18 protein-coding genes are annotated in these 18444 nt (G+C 38.4%); 4 read left to right on the forward strand and 14 right to left on the reverse strand.

Features of this window, described 5'->3' with window-relative positions:
• Nucleotides 1-110: 110 nt before the first annotated feature.
• The 12 genes from ACP3T3_RS08170 to ACP3T3_RS08225 form a co-directional block, all read right to left on the reverse strand.
• Nucleotides 111-2357 (reverse strand): TonB-dependent receptor, encoded by a 2247-nt coding sequence (locus ACP3T3_RS08170; RefSeq protein ID WP_426479407.1) that lies wholly within the window; start codon nt 2355-2357, stop codon nt 111-113.
• 118 nt (nt 2358-2475) lie between these two features.
• Nucleotides 2476-3363 (reverse strand): urea transporter, encoded by an 888-nt coding sequence (locus ACP3T3_RS08175; RefSeq protein WP_426479408.1) that lies wholly within the window; start codon nt 3361-3363, stop codon nt 2476-2478.
• 183 nt (nt 3364-3546) lie between these two features.
• Nucleotides 3547-4248: a hypothetical protein gene (locus ACP3T3_RS08180; RefSeq protein WP_105703727.1), complete on the reverse strand. Its 702-nt coding sequence runs from the start codon at nt 4246-4248 to the stop codon at nt 3547-3549.
• 148 nt (nt 4249-4396) lie between these two features.
• Nucleotides 4397-5182: an urease accessory protein UreD gene (locus ACP3T3_RS08185; protein ID WP_426479409.1), complete on the reverse strand. Its 786-nt coding sequence runs from the start codon at nt 5180-5182 to the stop codon at nt 4397-4399.
• Complete coding sequence (ureG, locus tag ACP3T3_RS08190) at nt 5183-5821, reverse strand: urease accessory protein UreG (RefSeq protein ID WP_047094673.1); 639 nt, start codon at nt 5819-5821, stop codon at nt 5183-5185.
• Nucleotides 5822-6092: 271 nt separating this feature from the next.
• Nucleotides 6093-6782: an urease accessory protein UreF gene (locus ACP3T3_RS08195; protein ID WP_426479954.1), complete on the reverse strand. Its 690-nt coding sequence runs from the start codon at nt 6780-6782 to the stop codon at nt 6093-6095.
• 1 nt (nt 6783) lies between these two features.
• On the reverse strand, nt 6784-7293 hold the full coding sequence (gene ureE, locus ACP3T3_RS08200) for an urease accessory protein UreE (protein WP_426479410.1): 510 nt from the start codon (nt 7291-7293) through the stop codon (nt 6784-6786).
• Nucleotides 7283-7930, reverse strand: a complete 648-nt coding sequence (locus ACP3T3_RS08205) for a hypothetical protein (protein ID WP_426479411.1) — start codon at nt 7928-7930, stop codon at nt 7283-7285. Before ACP3T3_RS08205 ends, ureE begins: the two co-directional genes overlap by 11 nt.
• Before the next feature lie 113 nt (nt 7931-8043).
• Nucleotides 8044-9765: an urease subunit alpha gene (ureC, locus tag ACP3T3_RS08210; RefSeq protein ID WP_426479412.1), complete on the reverse strand. Its 1722-nt coding sequence runs from the start codon at nt 9763-9765 to the stop codon at nt 8044-8046.
• A gap of 1 nt (nt 9766) precedes the next feature.
• The gene (gene ureB, locus ACP3T3_RS08215) at nt 9767-10135 is read right to left on the reverse strand and encodes an urease subunit beta (RefSeq protein WP_426479413.1); all 369 of its coding nucleotides are present in this window, start codon (nt 10133-10135) and stop codon (nt 9767-9769) included.
• 10 nt (nt 10136-10145) lie between these two features.
• Entirely contained in the window at nt 10146-10448 is a 303-nt protein-coding gene (gene ureA, locus ACP3T3_RS08220) for an urease subunit gamma (protein WP_105680948.1), read from the reverse strand.
• Between the two features lie 158 nt (nt 10449-10606).
• On the reverse strand, nt 10607-10972 hold the full coding sequence (locus tag ACP3T3_RS08225; RefSeq protein WP_426479414.1) for a hypothetical protein: 366 nt from the start codon (nt 10970-10972) through the stop codon (nt 10607-10609).
• A gap of 406 nt (nt 10973-11378) precedes the next feature.
• Here ACP3T3_RS08225 and pruA point away from each other — a divergent pair, with 406 nt between their 5' ends.
• The 3 genes from pruA to ACP3T3_RS08240 all read left to right on the forward strand — a co-directional run bounded on the left by pruA (nt 11379) and on the right by ACP3T3_RS08240 (nt 14057).
• On the forward strand, nt 11379-13004 hold the full coding sequence (pruA, locus tag ACP3T3_RS08230; RefSeq protein ID WP_426479415.1) for an L-glutamate gamma-semialdehyde dehydrogenase: 1626 nt from the start codon (nt 11379-11381) through the stop codon (nt 13002-13004).
• A gap of 371 nt (nt 13005-13375) precedes the next feature.
• The gene (locus tag ACP3T3_RS08235) at nt 13376-13597 is read left to right on the forward strand and encodes a cytochrome C551 (RefSeq protein ID WP_426479416.1); all 222 of its coding nucleotides are present in this window, start codon (nt 13376-13378) and stop codon (nt 13595-13597) included.
• 250 nt (nt 13598-13847) lie between these two features.
• A complete protein-coding gene (locus ACP3T3_RS08240; RefSeq protein WP_426479417.1) occupies nt 13848-14057 on the forward strand; it encodes a hypothetical protein in 210 nt (69 codons plus the stop codon).
• 314 nt (nt 14058-14371) lie between these two features.
• On the opposite strand, the gene ACP3T3_RS08245 is transcribed toward ACP3T3_RS08240, so the two are convergent.
• Nucleotides 14372-16000: a tetratricopeptide repeat protein gene (locus ACP3T3_RS08245; RefSeq protein WP_426479418.1), complete on the reverse strand. Its 1629-nt coding sequence runs from the start codon at nt 15998-16000 to the stop codon at nt 14372-14374.
• Between the two features lie 303 nt (nt 16001-16303).
• Between ACP3T3_RS08245 and ACP3T3_RS08250 the strand changes: the two genes are divergently transcribed.
• Nucleotides 16304-17464, forward strand: coding sequence for a thioredoxin fold domain-containing protein (locus ACP3T3_RS08250; protein ID WP_426479419.1), 1161 nt, complete (start codon nt 16304-16306; stop codon nt 17462-17464).
• A 68-nt stretch (nt 17465-17532) separates the two neighbouring features.
• On the opposite strand, the gene ACP3T3_RS08255 is transcribed toward ACP3T3_RS08250, so the two are convergent.
• Nucleotides 17533-18240 (reverse strand): hypothetical protein, encoded by a 708-nt coding sequence (locus ACP3T3_RS08255; protein WP_426479420.1) that lies wholly within the window; start codon nt 18238-18240, stop codon nt 17533-17535.
• Nucleotides 18241-18444 lie beyond the last annotated feature (204 nt).

The following is an 18444-nucleotide window of genomic DNA, read 5'->3' on the forward strand; positions in this document are numbered from 1 at the left end:
AAATAGTAAAACCCCGAAACACGTATCCGAAACAAATAATTTACGCTCTCCAACCCTTATACTCTCAAACTCTCCCACTCTCTCACCCTTTTACTCTCTTACTCTCCTACTTAGAACTTATAATACACACCTACTCTCACTCCAAAAGGACTTCCCGGTGTATACGTAAGATCTGTAACAGGTTCTGCTTCTCCTTTTAACTGCGTTTCTGTGGCAAACTGGGCTTCATTCCATTTTACGTTGAAAAGGTTATTCAGCTGAACATTTGCTCCCCATTTCTGACGATTATAGGAAAGCATAAGATCATTTACAAAATAGGTTTTGGTTCTGATGCTGTTATCCTCTACAGCCGGTCTCGCACCAAGGTATCTATATTGAATTCCTAAAGAAAAGCCATTCAGGAAATCCCAGTTTACAGATCCTGTACTGGTGACTACCGGAGCCAGCGGAACATAGTCCTGTCCTTTCTGTTCTTCGGTAAATCTTGCGTGGGAATAATTGATATCTGCATTCAGATAAAAGTTTTCCAACGGCTGGAAGCGAACTCCAAGATCTGCTCCAAAGCGTCTTGATTTGCCGGAAGGCTCTACCACTGCATCATCTCCTACATACACAAATTCCTGCTGAAGATCCATATACCATAATGCCGGAGTAATGATCAAGGATTTGAACGGGTGTAATCGTACCCCGAAATCCGCGCCAATAGAGTATGGAAGGGTATTTTCATTTTTATTGGGGACTACTACTCTCAGATCATTGGAGTGAAAGCCCATCCCTGTTTTCAGGAACCACATTACATTGTCATTCTGAGCGTAGGAGAAATTCAATTTCGGACTCAGTCTTGTTGCTTCTTTTGATTGTCCGGATGGCAGTTGTTCCACATCCAGCAGATTGTGCATATTAAAAATAAAATGATCCACCCTCAAAGCAGGATTAATGGTCCATTTTCCTATTTTCCATATAAGACCTGAATAGGCATGAAGATTCGTTTCCGTTCCCGTCACATCTGATAATCTGTCAATCAGCATGTCTCTGTGATAGACATGGTTAAGCTGTAACGTGTTGATATCATCATTTCTTAATCCAATTCCTGAAGTCCAGTTTAAAGAGCTGTTGGCAAAGGAAAAAGTCTTTGTATATTTTACTTCGGCTCCATACATATTTCTTCCGTCGGTCTGCTGAATTTCGTCTCCATGATCTTTATCTTTTAAATTAAAGGTGAAGTCAGAATACAGGTTGAAATTGTATCTTGAATAGAAAGCCATGGCATCAATCTGCTCGGAAGGAGAAATAATATGCCTGAAGTTCATCTGCAGATTTGTTCTGGAAGTTTTTCCGCCTTCTGTAGGGTCTATACTTCCCCATCTGCCAATGATTCCTTCGTCTACGGCACGTTCCGGAATCTGTCCGGAAGCATTCCATGAAGAGTTGAAGGTTGAGAACTGGATGTTGAAATAGTCGTTATCAGTAAGCCATTGATTGTATTTTCCAAAAATATTGACTCTGTTAAAATTCTGTTTTACATCGAAAGGGCCGTCTGTATAGTTGTATTCTGCTGCTATATACGCATTTTTTCGTCCCAGATCATCATGCAGAATATTGAACATTCCCAAGACTCTTTTTGAATTGAACGAACCTCCTTCCAGCTTAACCATACTGTTTTTTAGCCCATTGTATGTCTGAAAATCCACATATCCTGCGGTGTTAAAGTCCCCACGATCCATATAATAGGCTCCTTTTCCGAAATCAATATTATTAACGGTTTCAGGAATCACAAAATGTAAGTCTGAATATCCCTGGCCATGGGCATGAGAGACGATATTCACCGGCATTCCATCTACATTCACACTTACATCGGTCCCATGGTCGGCATCAAATCCTCTTAAAAAAAGCTGTTCTGCTTTTCCTCCTCCGGCATGCTGTGCAATAAACAGCCCCGGAACTTTTCTCAACAGATCCTGTGCTGAGCTGACCGGAAATTTGTTCAGATCAACCTTTGTAATGGCTGATAAAAACGAGCTGTGATTGATGGCTACTTCAGAAATCTGAAAGGGCTTATGCTGTAAAAAAATAACTTTATTTTTATCTTCATCATTGGTTACCACCCATTTTACCTCATCGTATCCCGAACGGCTGATCATAAGAGTATCAGGAAGGGATTTTACAGGAATGGCAAATGTGCCGTCTGTTCCTGTATGGGTATGGCTGTTTCCGTGGTCGTATTTTACCAAAGCATCAGCAATAGGAAATTTGTCATCTGCATCTTTTATCAGCAGCTGTTTTTCTGCTTCCTGCGCCATCATTTTTCCACTGAAAGCCATGACCAGAAATACAGCTGCTATTTTCGTTATTTTCATTTTTTAGTTAAATTATAAATTAGATAAGAGATAATAGACGAAGAGATGAGAGACTGGAAAAAATTCTCACTCTTAAAGTTCCACAACTCTCAAACCCTTCAACTCTCAAACTCAAAAGCTACGCTTTCGCTTTAAGAAATATTTTTTGAATTAAAAGCGTCATCCACGTTCCGGCTACAAATGGAAAAGTAAATACGCCGCCTACCATATCCAGACAGTGATTGTCTATTAAAAAATCATCAATAGCAATAGTGATAAGAACTGCGATCAGTACCCATAAACCGTCTGTTTTTTTTACACCTGAAAAAACGATGGCTGAAAGTACCGCATTAAAACCAAATAATCCCATGTGGATTTCTTTGATAGGCTCCCCATTCAGCTGTGAAAGTCCTGCACCCAAAATAGAGGCAGCCAGTCCGTATAAAGCGGCTACCGGAGAACTGATGAAAACAGCCAGGAAGAAAATAATTCCTGAAAGGACTCCTCCCTGGAATATCACCTCTCCAAAACCATTGGTACAGGTAAGAAAATCATCATATTCTGTGGGAACCACTTCACTGCTTAGCATCGCAGAGGGCGGAATATGGGTAAAATGATGCAGTGCAAATACCAATATCCATGTAATAATGATAAAAGGAAAAGTAAACACCGGAATTTTCTTCCGGATAAAGAAATGCTGAACAACAGCGGCCAATGCTCCTCCCAATAATATTAAAATCCAGATCAATACGGTAGTATCGAAAAGAAATGCCAATGCTACACCCACAAGGGCAGCACTGAAACCGTAAAGTCCGGCATTGATTTCAGATTTGTCATATTTAAGCTTCATTGCTGTAAAAGTTCCGGCGGCTGTTGAAAGCAAGACTGCAATTCCGCACTGCCAGCTTCCCATAAAAATTCCTACAAGGAACAGAAGTCCTGTCCATCTGTTTTCCTGAAGCATGATCTGCCCGATTCCTTTTAAAACATTGTCTATAAAAGGTAGTTTTTTGAAAAATTCGTCCATAGTTTTTTAATGTATTAATGATTGTGGATATTAAGATAAAAGACGGATAGATGATAGACATTGGAGGCAGAGTCAATTATCAGTGAAAGGATAACAACCTTGAGCTTGAAACTTTAAACCTTAAACAATTCAACTCTCAAACTCTCTTATCCTCAAACTCTACCACTCACACCCCGAACCCGTTTACCATCCAAGAAAGACCATTCCGACACCGCAAACGGTTACTACCGCTCCGCTTACCACGCCCATATATCTTTCCAGTTTTTCGGTATTGAATAATGTTGAATATCCGTAACGTCCCAGAAGTACCATTCCGAGCATTGTCAGCACTGTAGTTATAGTGAATGAAGTTACCAGTACTGCAATTTCAGACATGGAATGCTTCACTCCTGAATAAAATAATAAAGGAATCAAAGGTTCACTCGGTCCCATTACAAAAATCATGAAAAGCACAAGCGGCGTTACTTTTATTCTTTTTTGAGGCATTACCACTTCGCTGTGATTATGTTCGTATACATACACATCATCACCCATTACATCAAAATGCTTATGCGGTTTGTTTCTGATTGCCTGAATAAGGCCGTATACAAGGTAAACTCCCCCAAAGATCAGCAGTGCCCATCCTGAAAAATTTCCTCTGATATCCTGAAACCAGGAGATTTTATTCAGCTGCCATCCAAGAAAAACCCCGATAAAACCTAAGATCAAGGAACTGAACACATGCCCAAATCCGCAGACAACCGTTAATATAGCTGTTTTCATTCCGCTCCATTTTTTGGATTTTGAGATCACAATAAAAGGCAGATAATGATCCGGTCCTGATGCTGTATGTATAAAACTTATTGAAACGGCACTCAAAAGGAGCGCCCAAACTGTACTATCCATTTTCTATTTATCTATTGTTGTTCTCTATTAAGTTTTGGCTAAAGCCAATGGAAGCGTATCTTTTAGTATTGCGGGCTAAAGCCCGCCTCTATTGAATATTTTCTCTGTGTAACTTAAATTTAAATAAAGAATCATTTTAATTTTTATTCTAAAAAGACCAAAGAATTTCCTGAATATGCAGGAAGAAGTTGTACATCGTTTCACCTCCGTGTCCTAAAGCTCTTACTACAAAACCATTGTCTTCCATGGCGGAAACTCCTACTTCCATTTCTTCATGATGTTGCGTTGCAGCCTCAACGATCTCTTCTATCAATCCTTTTTTATCTACATTTTCCTTTGTACTGTAGAAAATCAGGGTTCCCTGATGGGTATACTGTTCCAGGTTTCCGATGCTGCTGATTGGGATCATGTCAGGCTGAATCAGGACATTATCTTTCACCACCAGTTTGTTGTTATGATAGATTTCCATCACATTCTGAAAGCGTTTTAATTTAAAAACCTCTCCATAATGTTTTCTTCCGCAGGTAATGATCTCACTGATGATGATCTGACTGTTTTCCCCGATATGAATATTGGCTTTACTCTTAAAGTTGGAATCTTCATGGGGAACGATAGGGTGAGGAACATAGGCAAAGGAAGTTTCATCTTCCATAGAGACATTGAGCTCCTGAAGCGCCTTATCCTTCATATTGAAAAGCCTCTGGTAGGATTGTGACTGCAGCTGAAGGGCAGATCCTTTTTCAAGGGTAACATCCAAATGGTAATGGTCTCCATCCAGAATTCCCGGAGAGGAACTCATCACCATCTGATAGAGCTTTTTGTCACTTTTCCGCTGTCCTACAGAGACTACCCTGAAAGGAAGCGAGACATAAAGGTCTTTCACATAGGATTCTCCTCCCTTGAATCCTGCAATAATTTTTAAATGACTATCCATTTATCTTACTAAGTTCGGTTCTTCAATCTCTTCCAGAAGGGCATATTTTTTAATCCAGCCTATTACTTTATCCAATCCTTCATCTGTTTTAAGGTTGGTAAACACAAAAGGATTTCCTTTTCTCATTCTTCTGGCATCATTTTCCATTACTTCAAGGCTGGCTCCAACGTACGGGGCAAGGTCAATTTTATTGATGATCAATAAGTCGGATCTTGTAATACCGGGACCTCCTTTTCTAGGAATTTTCTCTCCTTCTGCTACATCAATGATGAAGATGGTAACGTCTGCAAGGTCCGGACTGAATGTCGCAGAAAGGTTATCTCCTCCACTTTCGATAAGAACCAGTTCGATCTCCGGGAAACGGGCTGCCAGCTCATCTACCGCTTCAAGGTTCATACTTGCATCTTCTCGGATGGCAGTGTGAGGGCATCCTCCTGTTTCTACCCCGATAATTCTGTCGTGGGGAAGAAGGCTGTTTTTTGCCATAAATTCAGCATCTTCTTTGGTATAAATATCATTCGTAATTACTCCAAGATCATAGGTTCCGAATAATTTTCTGCTTAACCGTTCCAGTAATGCCGTTTTTCCTGAACCTACAGGTCCTGCCACTCCTACTTTTATGTATTTTCTATTTTCCATTTCTGATTTAATTGTTTTTTAACGCTATGAGCGCTAAGTTTTCTTTACTGTGAATATTTTACGATCGCAAGGGCGTTTCACTTAGCAAAGAGCACCTCATTTCACGTATAATTTTTTTATTAATTGAGAATATTGTAAGGGATGCAAAGGCATTTCATTCGGCTAAGAAGCATTCATATTCATTGAGTCTTACGCTTCTTTACTTCCTTAGCTTTTCCAATCTTCTTTTATCATTTTGCCTTTCCTCCCTTTTGTCTTTTATTTTTATTTTTTATGACATATAAAGCCTTGAATAAAGCCTCTCATGCTGCATACACCTGATATCAAAAGCGGTATTACAAAGCCCCAACATATCTCTGTCCAGTTCCATGGTTTCCAAAACAGTCTTCTCCATGACAGGATACAGGGAAAAGAGAATGTCCTGTCCATCCAGCTGTCCAAGAGGAACCAGTTTTACAGCATTGGTGATCATTCCTGCAACCGAAGTATAATAGAACCCTAAAAGCGCTTCGTACAAAGGAATTTTCATTAAATAAGCATACACTCCGAATACAATACAGTAATGGGAATTCGCTTCTTTATCCTGAACTGCTTTTTCAAAAGCCTCCATAAAAGGAAAACGGTCTCTTCTTTTGAAGATCTTGATCAATCTGAGGCCTAATTTCTGGCTGGCCTGGCGGATTTCCTTCGGACATTTTATCGCATTACATTCATGATCAAGAAGTATCAATGCTTCTAAGTCTCCTTTTTCGGCTGCTTTATAAGCCAGTTTTACAAAAGCGCCGTCATTGAATTTAAGGTTGTACTGAAGCATATTCTGCACAAATTCTTTCGCCGTTGCCAGGTTATGTACAATTCTTTCCTGGACATAGGTTTCAAGTCCGTTGGAGTGCGTATATCCCCCGATGGGAAGTGTAGGATCTGCAAGATGAAGCAGTCCTGACAGGAAGTTGATGTTCATATTATTCATCTTTCGGGGCGGCCATTTTTAAAATTTTTGTAAAGATTGTTGATCCCAGACTTCCGTGTCCATGCGGTTCTACATTAGATTTAAGAAGATTCAGCAGTTTCACAGATTGCTTTTCCGGTTTGAAACCGCTTGCTTCCAGCCATCTGAACATCGGCATTTCAAAAGGGAGCAAAACTTTATCATTCTGAATGAAAAGCGGAATATGTTTGTTTCCGATTTCATAACATACGGTACCCATTTCCAGCAGTGAAGCGGGTGACATCACGATAGCTTCTGTTTCCAGAACATTTACCGCAATTATTTTTTCTGCATCCTCAAAAAGAATATCTCCCTCACGCAAACGCTGTCCTTCCCTGAGAAATTTGACAGCAACATCAGTTCCCTGTCTGGTCTTTTTACGCTGGATTCTTTTGGTAGTTTCAAACCATTCCAGATCAAGATAATCTATGGTTTTATCCGTAGGATTTTCGGTTAGATTGCCTATGATTTGATTAATTATCATTTTTAGATTTTTTTCTGAAGTCTAAGTTTTTAGAAATGCCTACCCCGAATGTGGAACCACTGATTCCTGCTACATAGCTTTTCGTCCAGCCTTCTTCTTTTGTTTTGGTCTGAAGCATGGATAGCTCTGCAAATTTGAATTTCAGCGCCCAGCCTCCTCCTAATAATATTCCGATCAAAGGATAGGCGCGAAGACGGAATCCATTGAAGTTCTGCATTGCATCCGCTGCTGTTGAAAGCTGCTGTCCCCAAACATAGTGAGCATCTACCTGACCGATCAATACGAAGTATTTTCCAAGCATTACCGACGGGCTGTACCAGATCCCTGCTTCATTTTGTTTGTAGACTACATTGTGGTCAACTGTATTCTGCGAGTAAGCATAATTGACTCCGACAAGATCATTATTATTAATGAAGTACCCTACTCCAAGCGGTGCGCTGGAAACGGTACTGCTGCTGCTTGACGGTGTTGTAATTTTAGAATAGTCTAATGAACCGTATACCATAAACTGCCCTTTTGGCCCTTCTTCATCGCTTTTCAATCTGTGTCCGCCCAGGAACTGAGCACTCAGGTTCCCTGAAAGCATAGATATTCCCGCTATGGCAAGAGAAAAAACTGTTTTATTTAAATATTTCATTCTAAACGTAGTTCTATAATTGTTTTAAAATATGGTCTGATCAATCTTTTGTTGTTGTTAAATAAACCTAACAGGTTTTTGAAACCTGTTAGGTTTTATTCATAAAATTTATCTTAGAACAAATAATACAGCTGTGTTAAAGGAAGTTTTTCTGCCGGCTCACAAGTGATGTATTCTCCATCTACTGTTACTTTATAGTTTTCAGGATTCACTTCAATTAAAGGAGTCTTATCATTGTGAATAAGGTCTTTTTTGGAAATATTTCTGCAGTTTTTCACCGGAAGGATCATTTTTTCCAACTTATAAGAAGCAATTGTTCCGTTATCGATAGAGATCTGCGAAACAAAGTTCGCACAAGTACCAAACTTAGCTTTTCCGTGGGCTCCGAACATATTTCTGTAAATGACAGGCTGTGGTGTTGGAATAGATGCATTCGGATCTCCCATTTTTGCAGCAATTACAAATCCTCCTTTTACAATCATTTCCGGTTTTACTCCGAATAATGCAGGTTTCCAGATCACCAGATCCGCAAGTTTCCCTTCTTCAACAGATCCTACATATTCTGAAATACCATGTGCAATAGCCGGGTTAATGGTGTACTTAGCCACATACCTTTTAGCACGGTAGTTATCGTTTTCTGTATTCTGATCTTCTTCCAAAGCTCCTCTTTGCTCCTTCATTTTACTTGCCGTCTGCCATGTTCTTGTGATCACTTCTCCCGGTCTTCCCATGGCCTGAGAGTCTGAACTCATAATGCTGAAAACTCCCATATCATGAAGGATATCTTCTGCGGCAATCGTTTCAGGACGGATACGTGAATCTGCAAATGCCACATCTTCCGGAATATTTTTACTCAAATGGTGGCAAACCATCAGCATATCTAAATGCTCATCAATTGTATTTATCGTATAGGGACGTGTCGGGTTGGTAGAAGCCGGCAATACGTTTGGATACATGGCCGCTTTAATGATATCCGGTGCATGTCCTCCACCTGCTCCTTCTGTATGGAAAGTGTGAATTACCCTGCCGTTGATTGCTCTCATGGTATCTTCCAGGAATCCTCCTTCATTCAGAGTATCGGTGTGGATGGCCACCTGAACGTCATATTTATCTGCCACTTTCAGCGCTGCATCAATGGTTGCAGGAGTTGCTCCCCAGTCTTCATGAATTTTTACTCCCAAAGCACCTGCTTCCACCTGTTCTTCGATAGGTTCTTCCGCCGAGCAGTTGCCTTTTCCGAAGAAACCAAGGTTCATAGGATATTCTTCTGCGGCTTCAAGCATTTTCTGCATGTTGAATCTCCCCGGAGTAACCGTTGTTGCATTGGTTCCGTCATTAGGACCTGTACCGCCTCCGATCATTGTTGTAATGCCGCTGTAAAGCGATGTTTCGATCTGCTGAGGACAGATATAGTGAATGTGGGTATCAATACCTCCGGCAGTTACGATATAGCCTTTTCCTCCATGAACTTCTGTTGAAGCCCCGATAATCATATTAGGAGATACTCCATCCATCGTATCAGGGTTTCCTGCTTTTCCGATACCTACAATTTTTCCGTCTTTGATTCCGATATCTCCTTTTACAATTCCCCAGTGGTCAATGATTACGGCTCCTGTTATACAAAGATCCAGAACACCTTTATCTCTTTTGGCGGTAACATTCTGTCCCATCCCGTCGCGTACGGTTTTTCCTCCTCCGAAAACGGCTTCGTCTCCGTAATGAGTGAAATCTTTTTCGATTTCAATAATAATTTCGGTGTCTCCCAGTCTTATTTTGTCTCCGGCTGTTGGACCTAATATATTGGCGTATTGTTTTCTGTCTACGTGTAAGCTCATCTTAGTGATTTTTAAAGTTTAATTCTTCAACTTTTGCTAGGCTTGTTCTTTTCTGTTCTTCAGAATCTACCTGTCCGTCAACAAGGTTGTTGAAGCCCATTGCTTTTTTGCTGCCTCCTATTTCTACCAGTTCCACTTCTTTTTCTTCTCCCGGTTCGAAACGTACTGCAGTACTTGCTACAATATTCAGCCTCTTTCCGAAAGCTTTCTCACGGTCAAAGCTCATGGCTTTATTAACTTCAAAAAAATGGAAGTGTGAACCTACCTGAATAGGACGGTCTCCTGTGTTTGTTACTCTTATTTTTACAGTTTCTCTGCCTTCATTGCAGACAATTGTACCTTCTTTTACAAAAATTTCTCCTGGTATCATAATCAATGTATTAACGGATTGGATTGTGTACGGTTACCAACTTTGTCCCGTCCGGGAAAGTTGCTTCAATCTGAACATCGTGGATCATTTCTGCCACGCCTGGCATCACATCCTCTTTAGTAAGAAGATGAGCACCTTCCTGCATCAGTTCGGCTACTTTTTTTCCGTCTCTTGCGCCTTCAAGCAAAAAATGGCTGATCAGTGCTATTGATTCCGGATAGTTTAATTTAAGGCCTCTTGCCTTTCTTTTCAGAGCGAGTTCACCTGCCAGAAATAGCATAAGCTTTTCCGTTTCTCTTGGTGTTAAGTGCATAGTATTTTTATTTTAAAATTAGACAAACCATATCCTGTTCACCTTTCTCAATAAAGGCAAATAGAAATGTTCAACAATGTAAAATGGGGAATGATTCTTACGGATCTGTATTTACATCAATACAAACCATAGCGGATCATTATAATTTAAAAAAGGGATTAGCAGCCCGCAATCTGCAGGGAGTGATACAGGATGTATCTTGGTTCTGTAATATAAATACGGTTTTGAACGGCCGCAACCCGTGTATTGTAAGTATAGCCTGCAAAGAAATAGTGTAACCACTGCTGTGCAAGTATTGAGTAATCAAATTTTACTTTCTCCCAGTCATTGGAATCCTGTACATCCTGCACATCTGAAAAGCTGTATATTTCAGGCTGGGTCTGCTGATCGGATTTCTGCTGAAGGAGATGAATTTTTGAAAGGACATCAGAGTATGGCTGAACTTTCCCTTTATGTGCAAAAAGGCCTGCACATAGCGCTGAGAAAAATATCACAAAAGAGAAAAATAAGACTCTTTTTTTCATACCTGTTAATAATGATGTAAAATTAGAACAATCTTAAACCTCCGGCTATCAAAAACATTATTTAAAATGTTCAAAATCGCAACAAATGAGAATTTATATAATTTTAACATTCCGTTATAAATCCTTTATTTACAACATTTAATAGCTGGATTTAAACTATGACAAATCCTTTATTGTCCCTATTCCTATAATTATAACAAATTGGAGTATTTTTTTCTTAAAACTAAAAAACAGGCTACATACGTTAAGATTTCATAATATTTACGACCCGAAAAAGATTATATGGTATGAGTTGACCTGCATTGGAATTTATTTGACAAAACAGACTGTATTTTTTCTTTCTTTAGAATTATTGTAAATTTGTATACACATCTTATTTAACTTTAATAAAATAATAAAACGTAATATGTCAAAAGCAATTTCGCAAGTACCATTAGCGGTAAACGAGCCGGTAAATTCATATGAACCGGGATCTCCGGAAGTGAAAAGCCTTATCAGCACTTATAAGAAAATGTGGGCCGAAAAGGTAGAAATCCCAATGATCATCAACGGAAAAGAAGTAAAAACAGACACAAAAGTACAGCTTCAGTCTCCACAGGATCATGCGCACGACTTCGGATTTTACTACCAGGGTGGTATGCAGCATGTGGATGACGCTATCAACGCGGCATTGGCAGCTAAGAAAGAATGGAATGAACTGGGCTGGGAACAGCGTGCAGCAATTTTCTTAAAGGCAGCTGATCTTCTGGCTGGTCCTTACAGAGATGTGATCAATGCTGCAACGATGATCGGACAGTCTAAAAATGTACACCAGGCTGAAATTGATGCTGCTTGTGAGTTCATCGATTTCTTAAGATTCAACGTGGAGTTCATGACAGAAATGTATGCTGAGCAGCCGGTTTCTGATAACGGAATCTGGAACCGTGTTGAATACAGACCGTTGGAAGGTTTCTGTTTTGCAGTAACTCCGTTCAACTTTACAGCCATTTCAGGAAACCTTCCGACTTGTATGGCGATGTTAGGAAACGTAGTGGTTTGGAAGCCGTCTGACAAGCAGGTATATTCTGCAAAAGTAATCATGGATGTATTAACAGAAGCGGGTCTTCCTGCAGGTGTTATCAACATGATCTTTACAGATGGAAAAGAAACTGCTGAAAAAGTATTGGCTCACCCGGATTTTGCAGGTCTTCACTTCACTGGTTCTACAAAAGTATTCCAGGGAATGTGGAAAATGATCGGTGATAATATCCACAACTACAGAACATATCCGAGAATCGTTGGAGAAACAGGTGGTAAAGACTTTGTCATTGCTCACCCGTCTGCTAACGTAGAAGCTGTAGCTACGGCATTGGTAAGAGGTGCTTTCGAATACCAGGGACAAAAATGTTCTGCTGCTTCAAGAGCTTATGTACCGAAGTCACTTTGGGCTGATGTGAAAAAAGTAATGGAAGAACAGATGAGCACAATTAAAATCGGTTCTCCTGAAGATACGTCTAACTTTGTGAACGCTGTAATCGACAAAAATTCTTTCGAGAAATGTAAAGGATACATCGACAGAGCCAATGCTTCCGGTGAAGCTACTGTAGCTATCGGCGGAAAATATGACGATTCTAAAGGATGGTTTGTACATCCAACGGTAATCGAAACTACAAATCCTCATTACGAAAGTATGGTAGAAGAGATCTTTGGTCCAATCTTATCAATCTATGTATATGAAGATCAGGACTGGAAAGAAACACTGAAAATTGTTGATTCTACATCTCCTTATTCACTGACAGGTTCTGTATTCTCACAAGACCGTTATGCCATCAATGAAGCATACAAAGCTTTAGAAAATGCATCCGGTAACTTTTACATCAATGACAAGCCAACGGGTGCTGTAGTAGGACAACAGCCTTTCGGTGGCGGCAGAGCTTCAGGAACCAATGATAAGGCAGGTTCTAAAATGAATCTTCTAAGATGGGTTTCTGTAAGAAGCGTAAAAGAAACTTTTGTTTCTCCAAAAAACTATAAATATCCTTATCTGGGATAATCAATAATAAATGATCATTGATAAATGATTTAACAGTCCCGGAATTTAGGTTTCGGGATTTTTTTATGGAGTGAAATTATGCATGGGAACTCCAGGTTAAGGTGTAGATAAAGTGTACATTTAAAATTTAAAGATAATCAGCAGCATTTCTACAGCACCTCACACTCTGACACTCTAACACTTTAATGCCCTCAAACTCTCAAACCCTCAAACTCTCAAACTTTCAAACCCTCAAACTTTCAAACCCTCAAACTCTCAAACTCCTACTCTCTAACACCTTTTAACAAACTTTACCTATATTTTACGATTTTCTTTACCCTGTTAGGAATAATTATTGATTTTTACTATTACACACTCCAAAATAAAATAATATGAAAAAGTTTTTGCTAACAGCCATCGGAATAGGAATATTTGCAGTGAGCTGTGGAACCAAAGAATCGACAATGTCAACAAGTAGCCGGGATTCAGCAACAGTAGAGAATACTCAAAAAAGTATATCTCCTGCAACTACTGATACAATGGCTACAAAAATGACGAATCCTGACACTATCAAGATAAAAAAGGATTCTGCGGCAATGTCTCCTGTCAAATAGTATTTATATACGTTTAACTTAAAATGGAAAATCTGCAGCTGAAAGCGCTGCAGATTTTTTTTTGATTTCAGGTTTGGCTAAAAGCCGGTAATTATATAACATTTTTAAGGCGGACTAAAGCCCACCCCTATTGAAATTATTGAAATCCAGATTTTTAACAGCAACATCTTTTATCTTTTATCTTTTATCTTTTATCTTTTTAATTAAATCCTTATATTTGATTAACATCAACAATTAAAAATTAACTATTATGAAAAAATTATGGATAGGAGCAGTTCTTGGACTCCTTTTCTTTGGAAGCTGTGCTCAAAATAAAGAAAAAAGAGAGGAATATAAAGATGCCCACAATAAAGATTCTTTAAGAAATAAAATGGGAGATTCTGCTGTAGCCAATTCTATACCTGCTCCGGCAGCTGCCGATACTTCAAAAACCAAAACCGACAGTACCAAGGTTAAATAAAATCACAAATCCACAGACTTCTGTGGATTTGCACTTAAAAAAACTTGACTGAAAAAAAACCGGGCAATCAACCCCGATTATAGGATATGGCAGATATTCTGATCAGAATATTTTCCTTACAATTTAAAAATGGGAATCGCAGTTTATTTTATATGCTTAATTCAGAAATGAAATAGGAAATGGTAAGGTGTAGCAGAATTGTACCATGTACTGTGAAACCGGGACAAAGATAGGACAGCATGGATTTCTTTTAAAACAATAGGTTGTTCATTTTCATGAAAACAGCAAGATAGAATTAGAAAAGCGATCTCTTTTTAATCATTTTCAGGAAAATGAACATTTTTATCTGATGGGTTTTCAGCATCAAGATATTTGATATAGGCAGACGGGGAATAGTCTGTTACTGCTTTGAAGACTGCTGCAAATTTACTGTGGGAAGAAAATCCGCACTCATCAGCAAGGATACTTATTTTATATTGTCTGTACTTTTCATTATTAATTAGTTTATCGACGATATAGTTGATCCTTAAACGGTTGATATAGGTTTTAAAATCTGAACTTTTATGTTGATTGATGACATAAGACAGATATTTTGTATTGGTATTCAATTCACCGGCAAGAAAAGAAAGAGACATGCCTTTGTTGTTATAAAGGTCGCCTTTTTCAAAATCTTCAAGCAGTTCAAGCAGCTTAGATTCCGTTTCGGAGGTCATCAGGGAATCATTTCTTCTGTGCTCTGCTTCAGAATCTTTTTCATCAATCTCCTCCACGGATATATTGGAAAACTCGGAATCGCCGGATTGTTTTGCAGGATAATGAGTCCTGTTACTGATCATATTGAGCTGGGCTCTTATAATATTTCTAAACTTTGAACGCTGCTTTTTCTGCTTTGTCCTGAAGAAAACCAGAAGCCCGGCCAGAGAAATCAACAAAACGATAATTGCAGCATTCTTCATCAGGTTCATATGTGTGCCTTTTTTACTGATCTTCGTTTTCGGATTCTCAGCACTTTTCATTGCAAAACTTTGATTGCGGGCAGCAATACTGTCATAGGCACGTACATATTTTACCGCATATAAAGAAGCTTTAAAATTATCCCCCATTCCTTCATAATAATCATTAATATTGGAATAAACTGCTTTTTTAAGCTTAAGACTTCGGGATGTATCTGCAATTTTCTCTGCTTTTTTAAGATACAGTTCAGCATCTTTCCAGTTTTTCTGCTTCAGGCGGATACCTCCTAAACCATTATAAACCAACCCCAGTGTACAGCTTGCCTTTTTAATGAGGCCTTCCGCTTTCCGGTAATACCCTTCAGAAACAGAATAATCATTCAGTTTAAAATAAACATCTCCCAGCAGCTGATAAGAAGCTGCGGCAGTCATGCTTTCATTATCACTGTTTATTTTTTCAAAATATTTCAGAGAAGACTCAATATATCGTATGGCATTGGAATAGTTACCCATTTCCATTTCATAGAAGGCCATTTCCTGATTCAACAGTCCTGCAGCTTCATTACTTTTCTGAAAATCACTAATATGGACGGAAGCCTGCAGGCCTTTTACAATATATTTTTTAGACCTTTCGTATAACCCTACCTGTCTATATTGTCTCGCAAGTAACCTGGTCACCACAGCCATCCACTCCGGATCGTTAATCTGGCTGATAACCGAATGGGCATTTTCACTGTAGCAAATTGCTTTTTTAAGTTCACCTGCATGATGGTATAGTTCTGAAGAAAGGACAAGACATTGTATTTTCTCTGAAGGCGTTTGTGCTGACATATAGAGAGAGTCTGCCGTTTTGATGGCTTTGGGCAAATTCTTATAGGCTGTAACGGAAGAGGTCCTCTCACAGATAAGGTCAAAGCTGTTTTTTTTCTGAGCGAATATGGGGACTGCTGTTGCCAGCAAAAACAAAAATTTCAGAAGACTTTTAGACATAAAAAAACAAATTATTATTTTTATTTTATAATAATTCATCATTATTTCCTTGGGTGTCTTTTTGTTTTTTTACAAAAATAGTGATATTTTATTTTTTATTAAAACATTCTATTGAAATTAAATCATTTACCTTAAAACAGGTATTTATATTAATTTTAATAATAAGATAAAAATAACATATGATTATCTTTCATATGGCCCCGATATCTGTTTTATAGCTAAATTTCCTGTATAATTATTTTCAATATGAACAGCTCATTTGTCATCATATTTATTACATTTGTACTGAATAAAAAGAACTTTATGAAAAAATTATTTCTCATTTCTTCCTTATTTATAGGAATCCTGACTTTTGCCCAAGGTATTAAATTTGAAGACGGCAATTTCTCTTCTATTTTAGCCAAAGCAAAAAAAGAAAACAAACTTATCTTCGTTGACGCTTATACCTCGTGGTGCGGCCCCTGTAAGCTGATGGCAAAGAATATTTTCCCTCTTCAGTCTGTGGGTGACTACTATAATTCCCACTTTATCAATGCCAAAATTGACATGGAAAAAGGTGAAGGAATTGAAATCGCAAAAAAATACAATGTAAAAGCATTTCCTACTTATCTCTTCATTGACGGAAATGGTGAAGCAGTGCACAGAACTTTAGGATATGTAGAAGAAAAAGACTTTATCCAGTTTGCCAAAGATGCTGAAGATCCGAACAAAAGACTGACTTCTCTGAAGCAGCAGTTTGAAAAAGGAGAAAAAAATCCTGAGTTTTTAAAGAATCTTGCCCAGCTTACGATTCATAATGACGCTGAATTTGCGGGGAAAGTACTTAACCGCTATTTTCAGCAGAAAGCCAGCCTGGATCAGGAAGATATCCAGATGCTTCTTTCAGGAGTTCAGACTACAGACAGTCCACTATATAAGATTTTTCAGGACAAGAAAGCTGATATCATTAAATTCTTTCCGGAAGATAAATATGAAAAGTTTAACAAAAATATCAAGCTGAATACGATTTCTAAAAAAGCATACAATCCGGATACCAAAACATGGGATGACAGCTATTTTATGGCTGAAACTCAGAAATTCCTCAGCAAAGAGGAAGCTGACAAAATTTTAAAAAGAATGAAAGCCAACAGGGCTTTAAAGAATAAAGATATTCCTCAGTATGAAAAATTAATTCTTGACCTTTACAAAGACTATTCTGCAGCGGGCTCTGAAGAACTGAATTCTCTTGCATGGAATTTCTTTGAAAATGTAAGCAATAAAAGTTCACTGGAAAAAGCAATTGCATGGGCACAGGAATCGGTAAAAAAAGATCAGAACTTTGCCAATACAGATACGTTAGCTAATCTTTACAATAAGGTAGGTGATAAGAAAAATGCAAAAATGTGGGCTGAAAAGTCTCTCGAGCTTGCAAAAAGTAGCGGGCAGGATTCTTCTGATACAGAAAAATTATTGAAAAGTCTTTAACAGATACCTCTAAAAAACAAAAAACCACAGCGATAAAGTTCTGTGGTTTTTTGTTTATTTTAAAAATATTAATTATTATATACCAGAACCTGCATTTTAGTAAGCATCGCTTCTGTATCACCATTGTATCCGCCAAAACTGGAAGGAACCACATTAACTTTTGCTGTTCCTGCCCATGCGACATACTGCACTTTAAACGTATAAGTTCCTGAAGGAAGAATGACCGATTTTAAAAATGTTACCGGAACCGGCATATTTACTAATCCTCCCGACAGGCCGCTATTAGGAAAAATACCTGCTTTGGAGACATATGCTGAGGAAATTTTAGTTGCATTCTGCATAAGAGTAAAAACACCCTGAGAAGTTGTTCCTGTAGAGATATCCAATGCATATCCTAAAATAGTAAATAAAAAGGTTTGAGTTCTTCCGGTAGGCACAGTTAATGTAACCGAGGCACCAGGCACATCAATTGTCTGCCCTGCGGTAGCAGTTGCTTCAGTAGTGCCCTGTACATAATAAGCATTATTAATTGTTCCACTTACTGTATTCAAGGTTTGCCAGGCCGGTGCAGCTCCTGCCCCCTGTGAAGTCAGGATCTGTCCTGGTGTACCTGCACTGCCTGCTGTAGTGGCATTCCCCCCCACATTCAATTCATTCACGACCTGCAATGAGCCGTTAACATGCAATGTTTTCTGTGGCGTGGAGGTTTGAATCCCCACCTGTCCATACAGAGCTAAAGGAATTAGAAAAATCCAAAGTAATAAATTGTTTTTCATATTGTTTTTTATTTTTTTTAATAAAATTTAACTTATTAAAGATAAGAATAAAATATAATCAATTAAAAATACAGTTAATATGAATTTTCTATATAAAAAGAGTATTAAATTGCTTATTTCTATTTAACATCTTACTCTTTTCCGGATATACTTGGAGATTATGCAACATAAACATCCACTTCATTACTCTGTTATGAACTGTTC

It is taken from the genome of Chryseobacterium sp. CBSDS_008 (assembly GCF_049959325.1).
Lineage (GTDB): Bacteria > Bacteroidota > Bacteroidia > Flavobacteriales > Weeksellaceae > Chryseobacterium.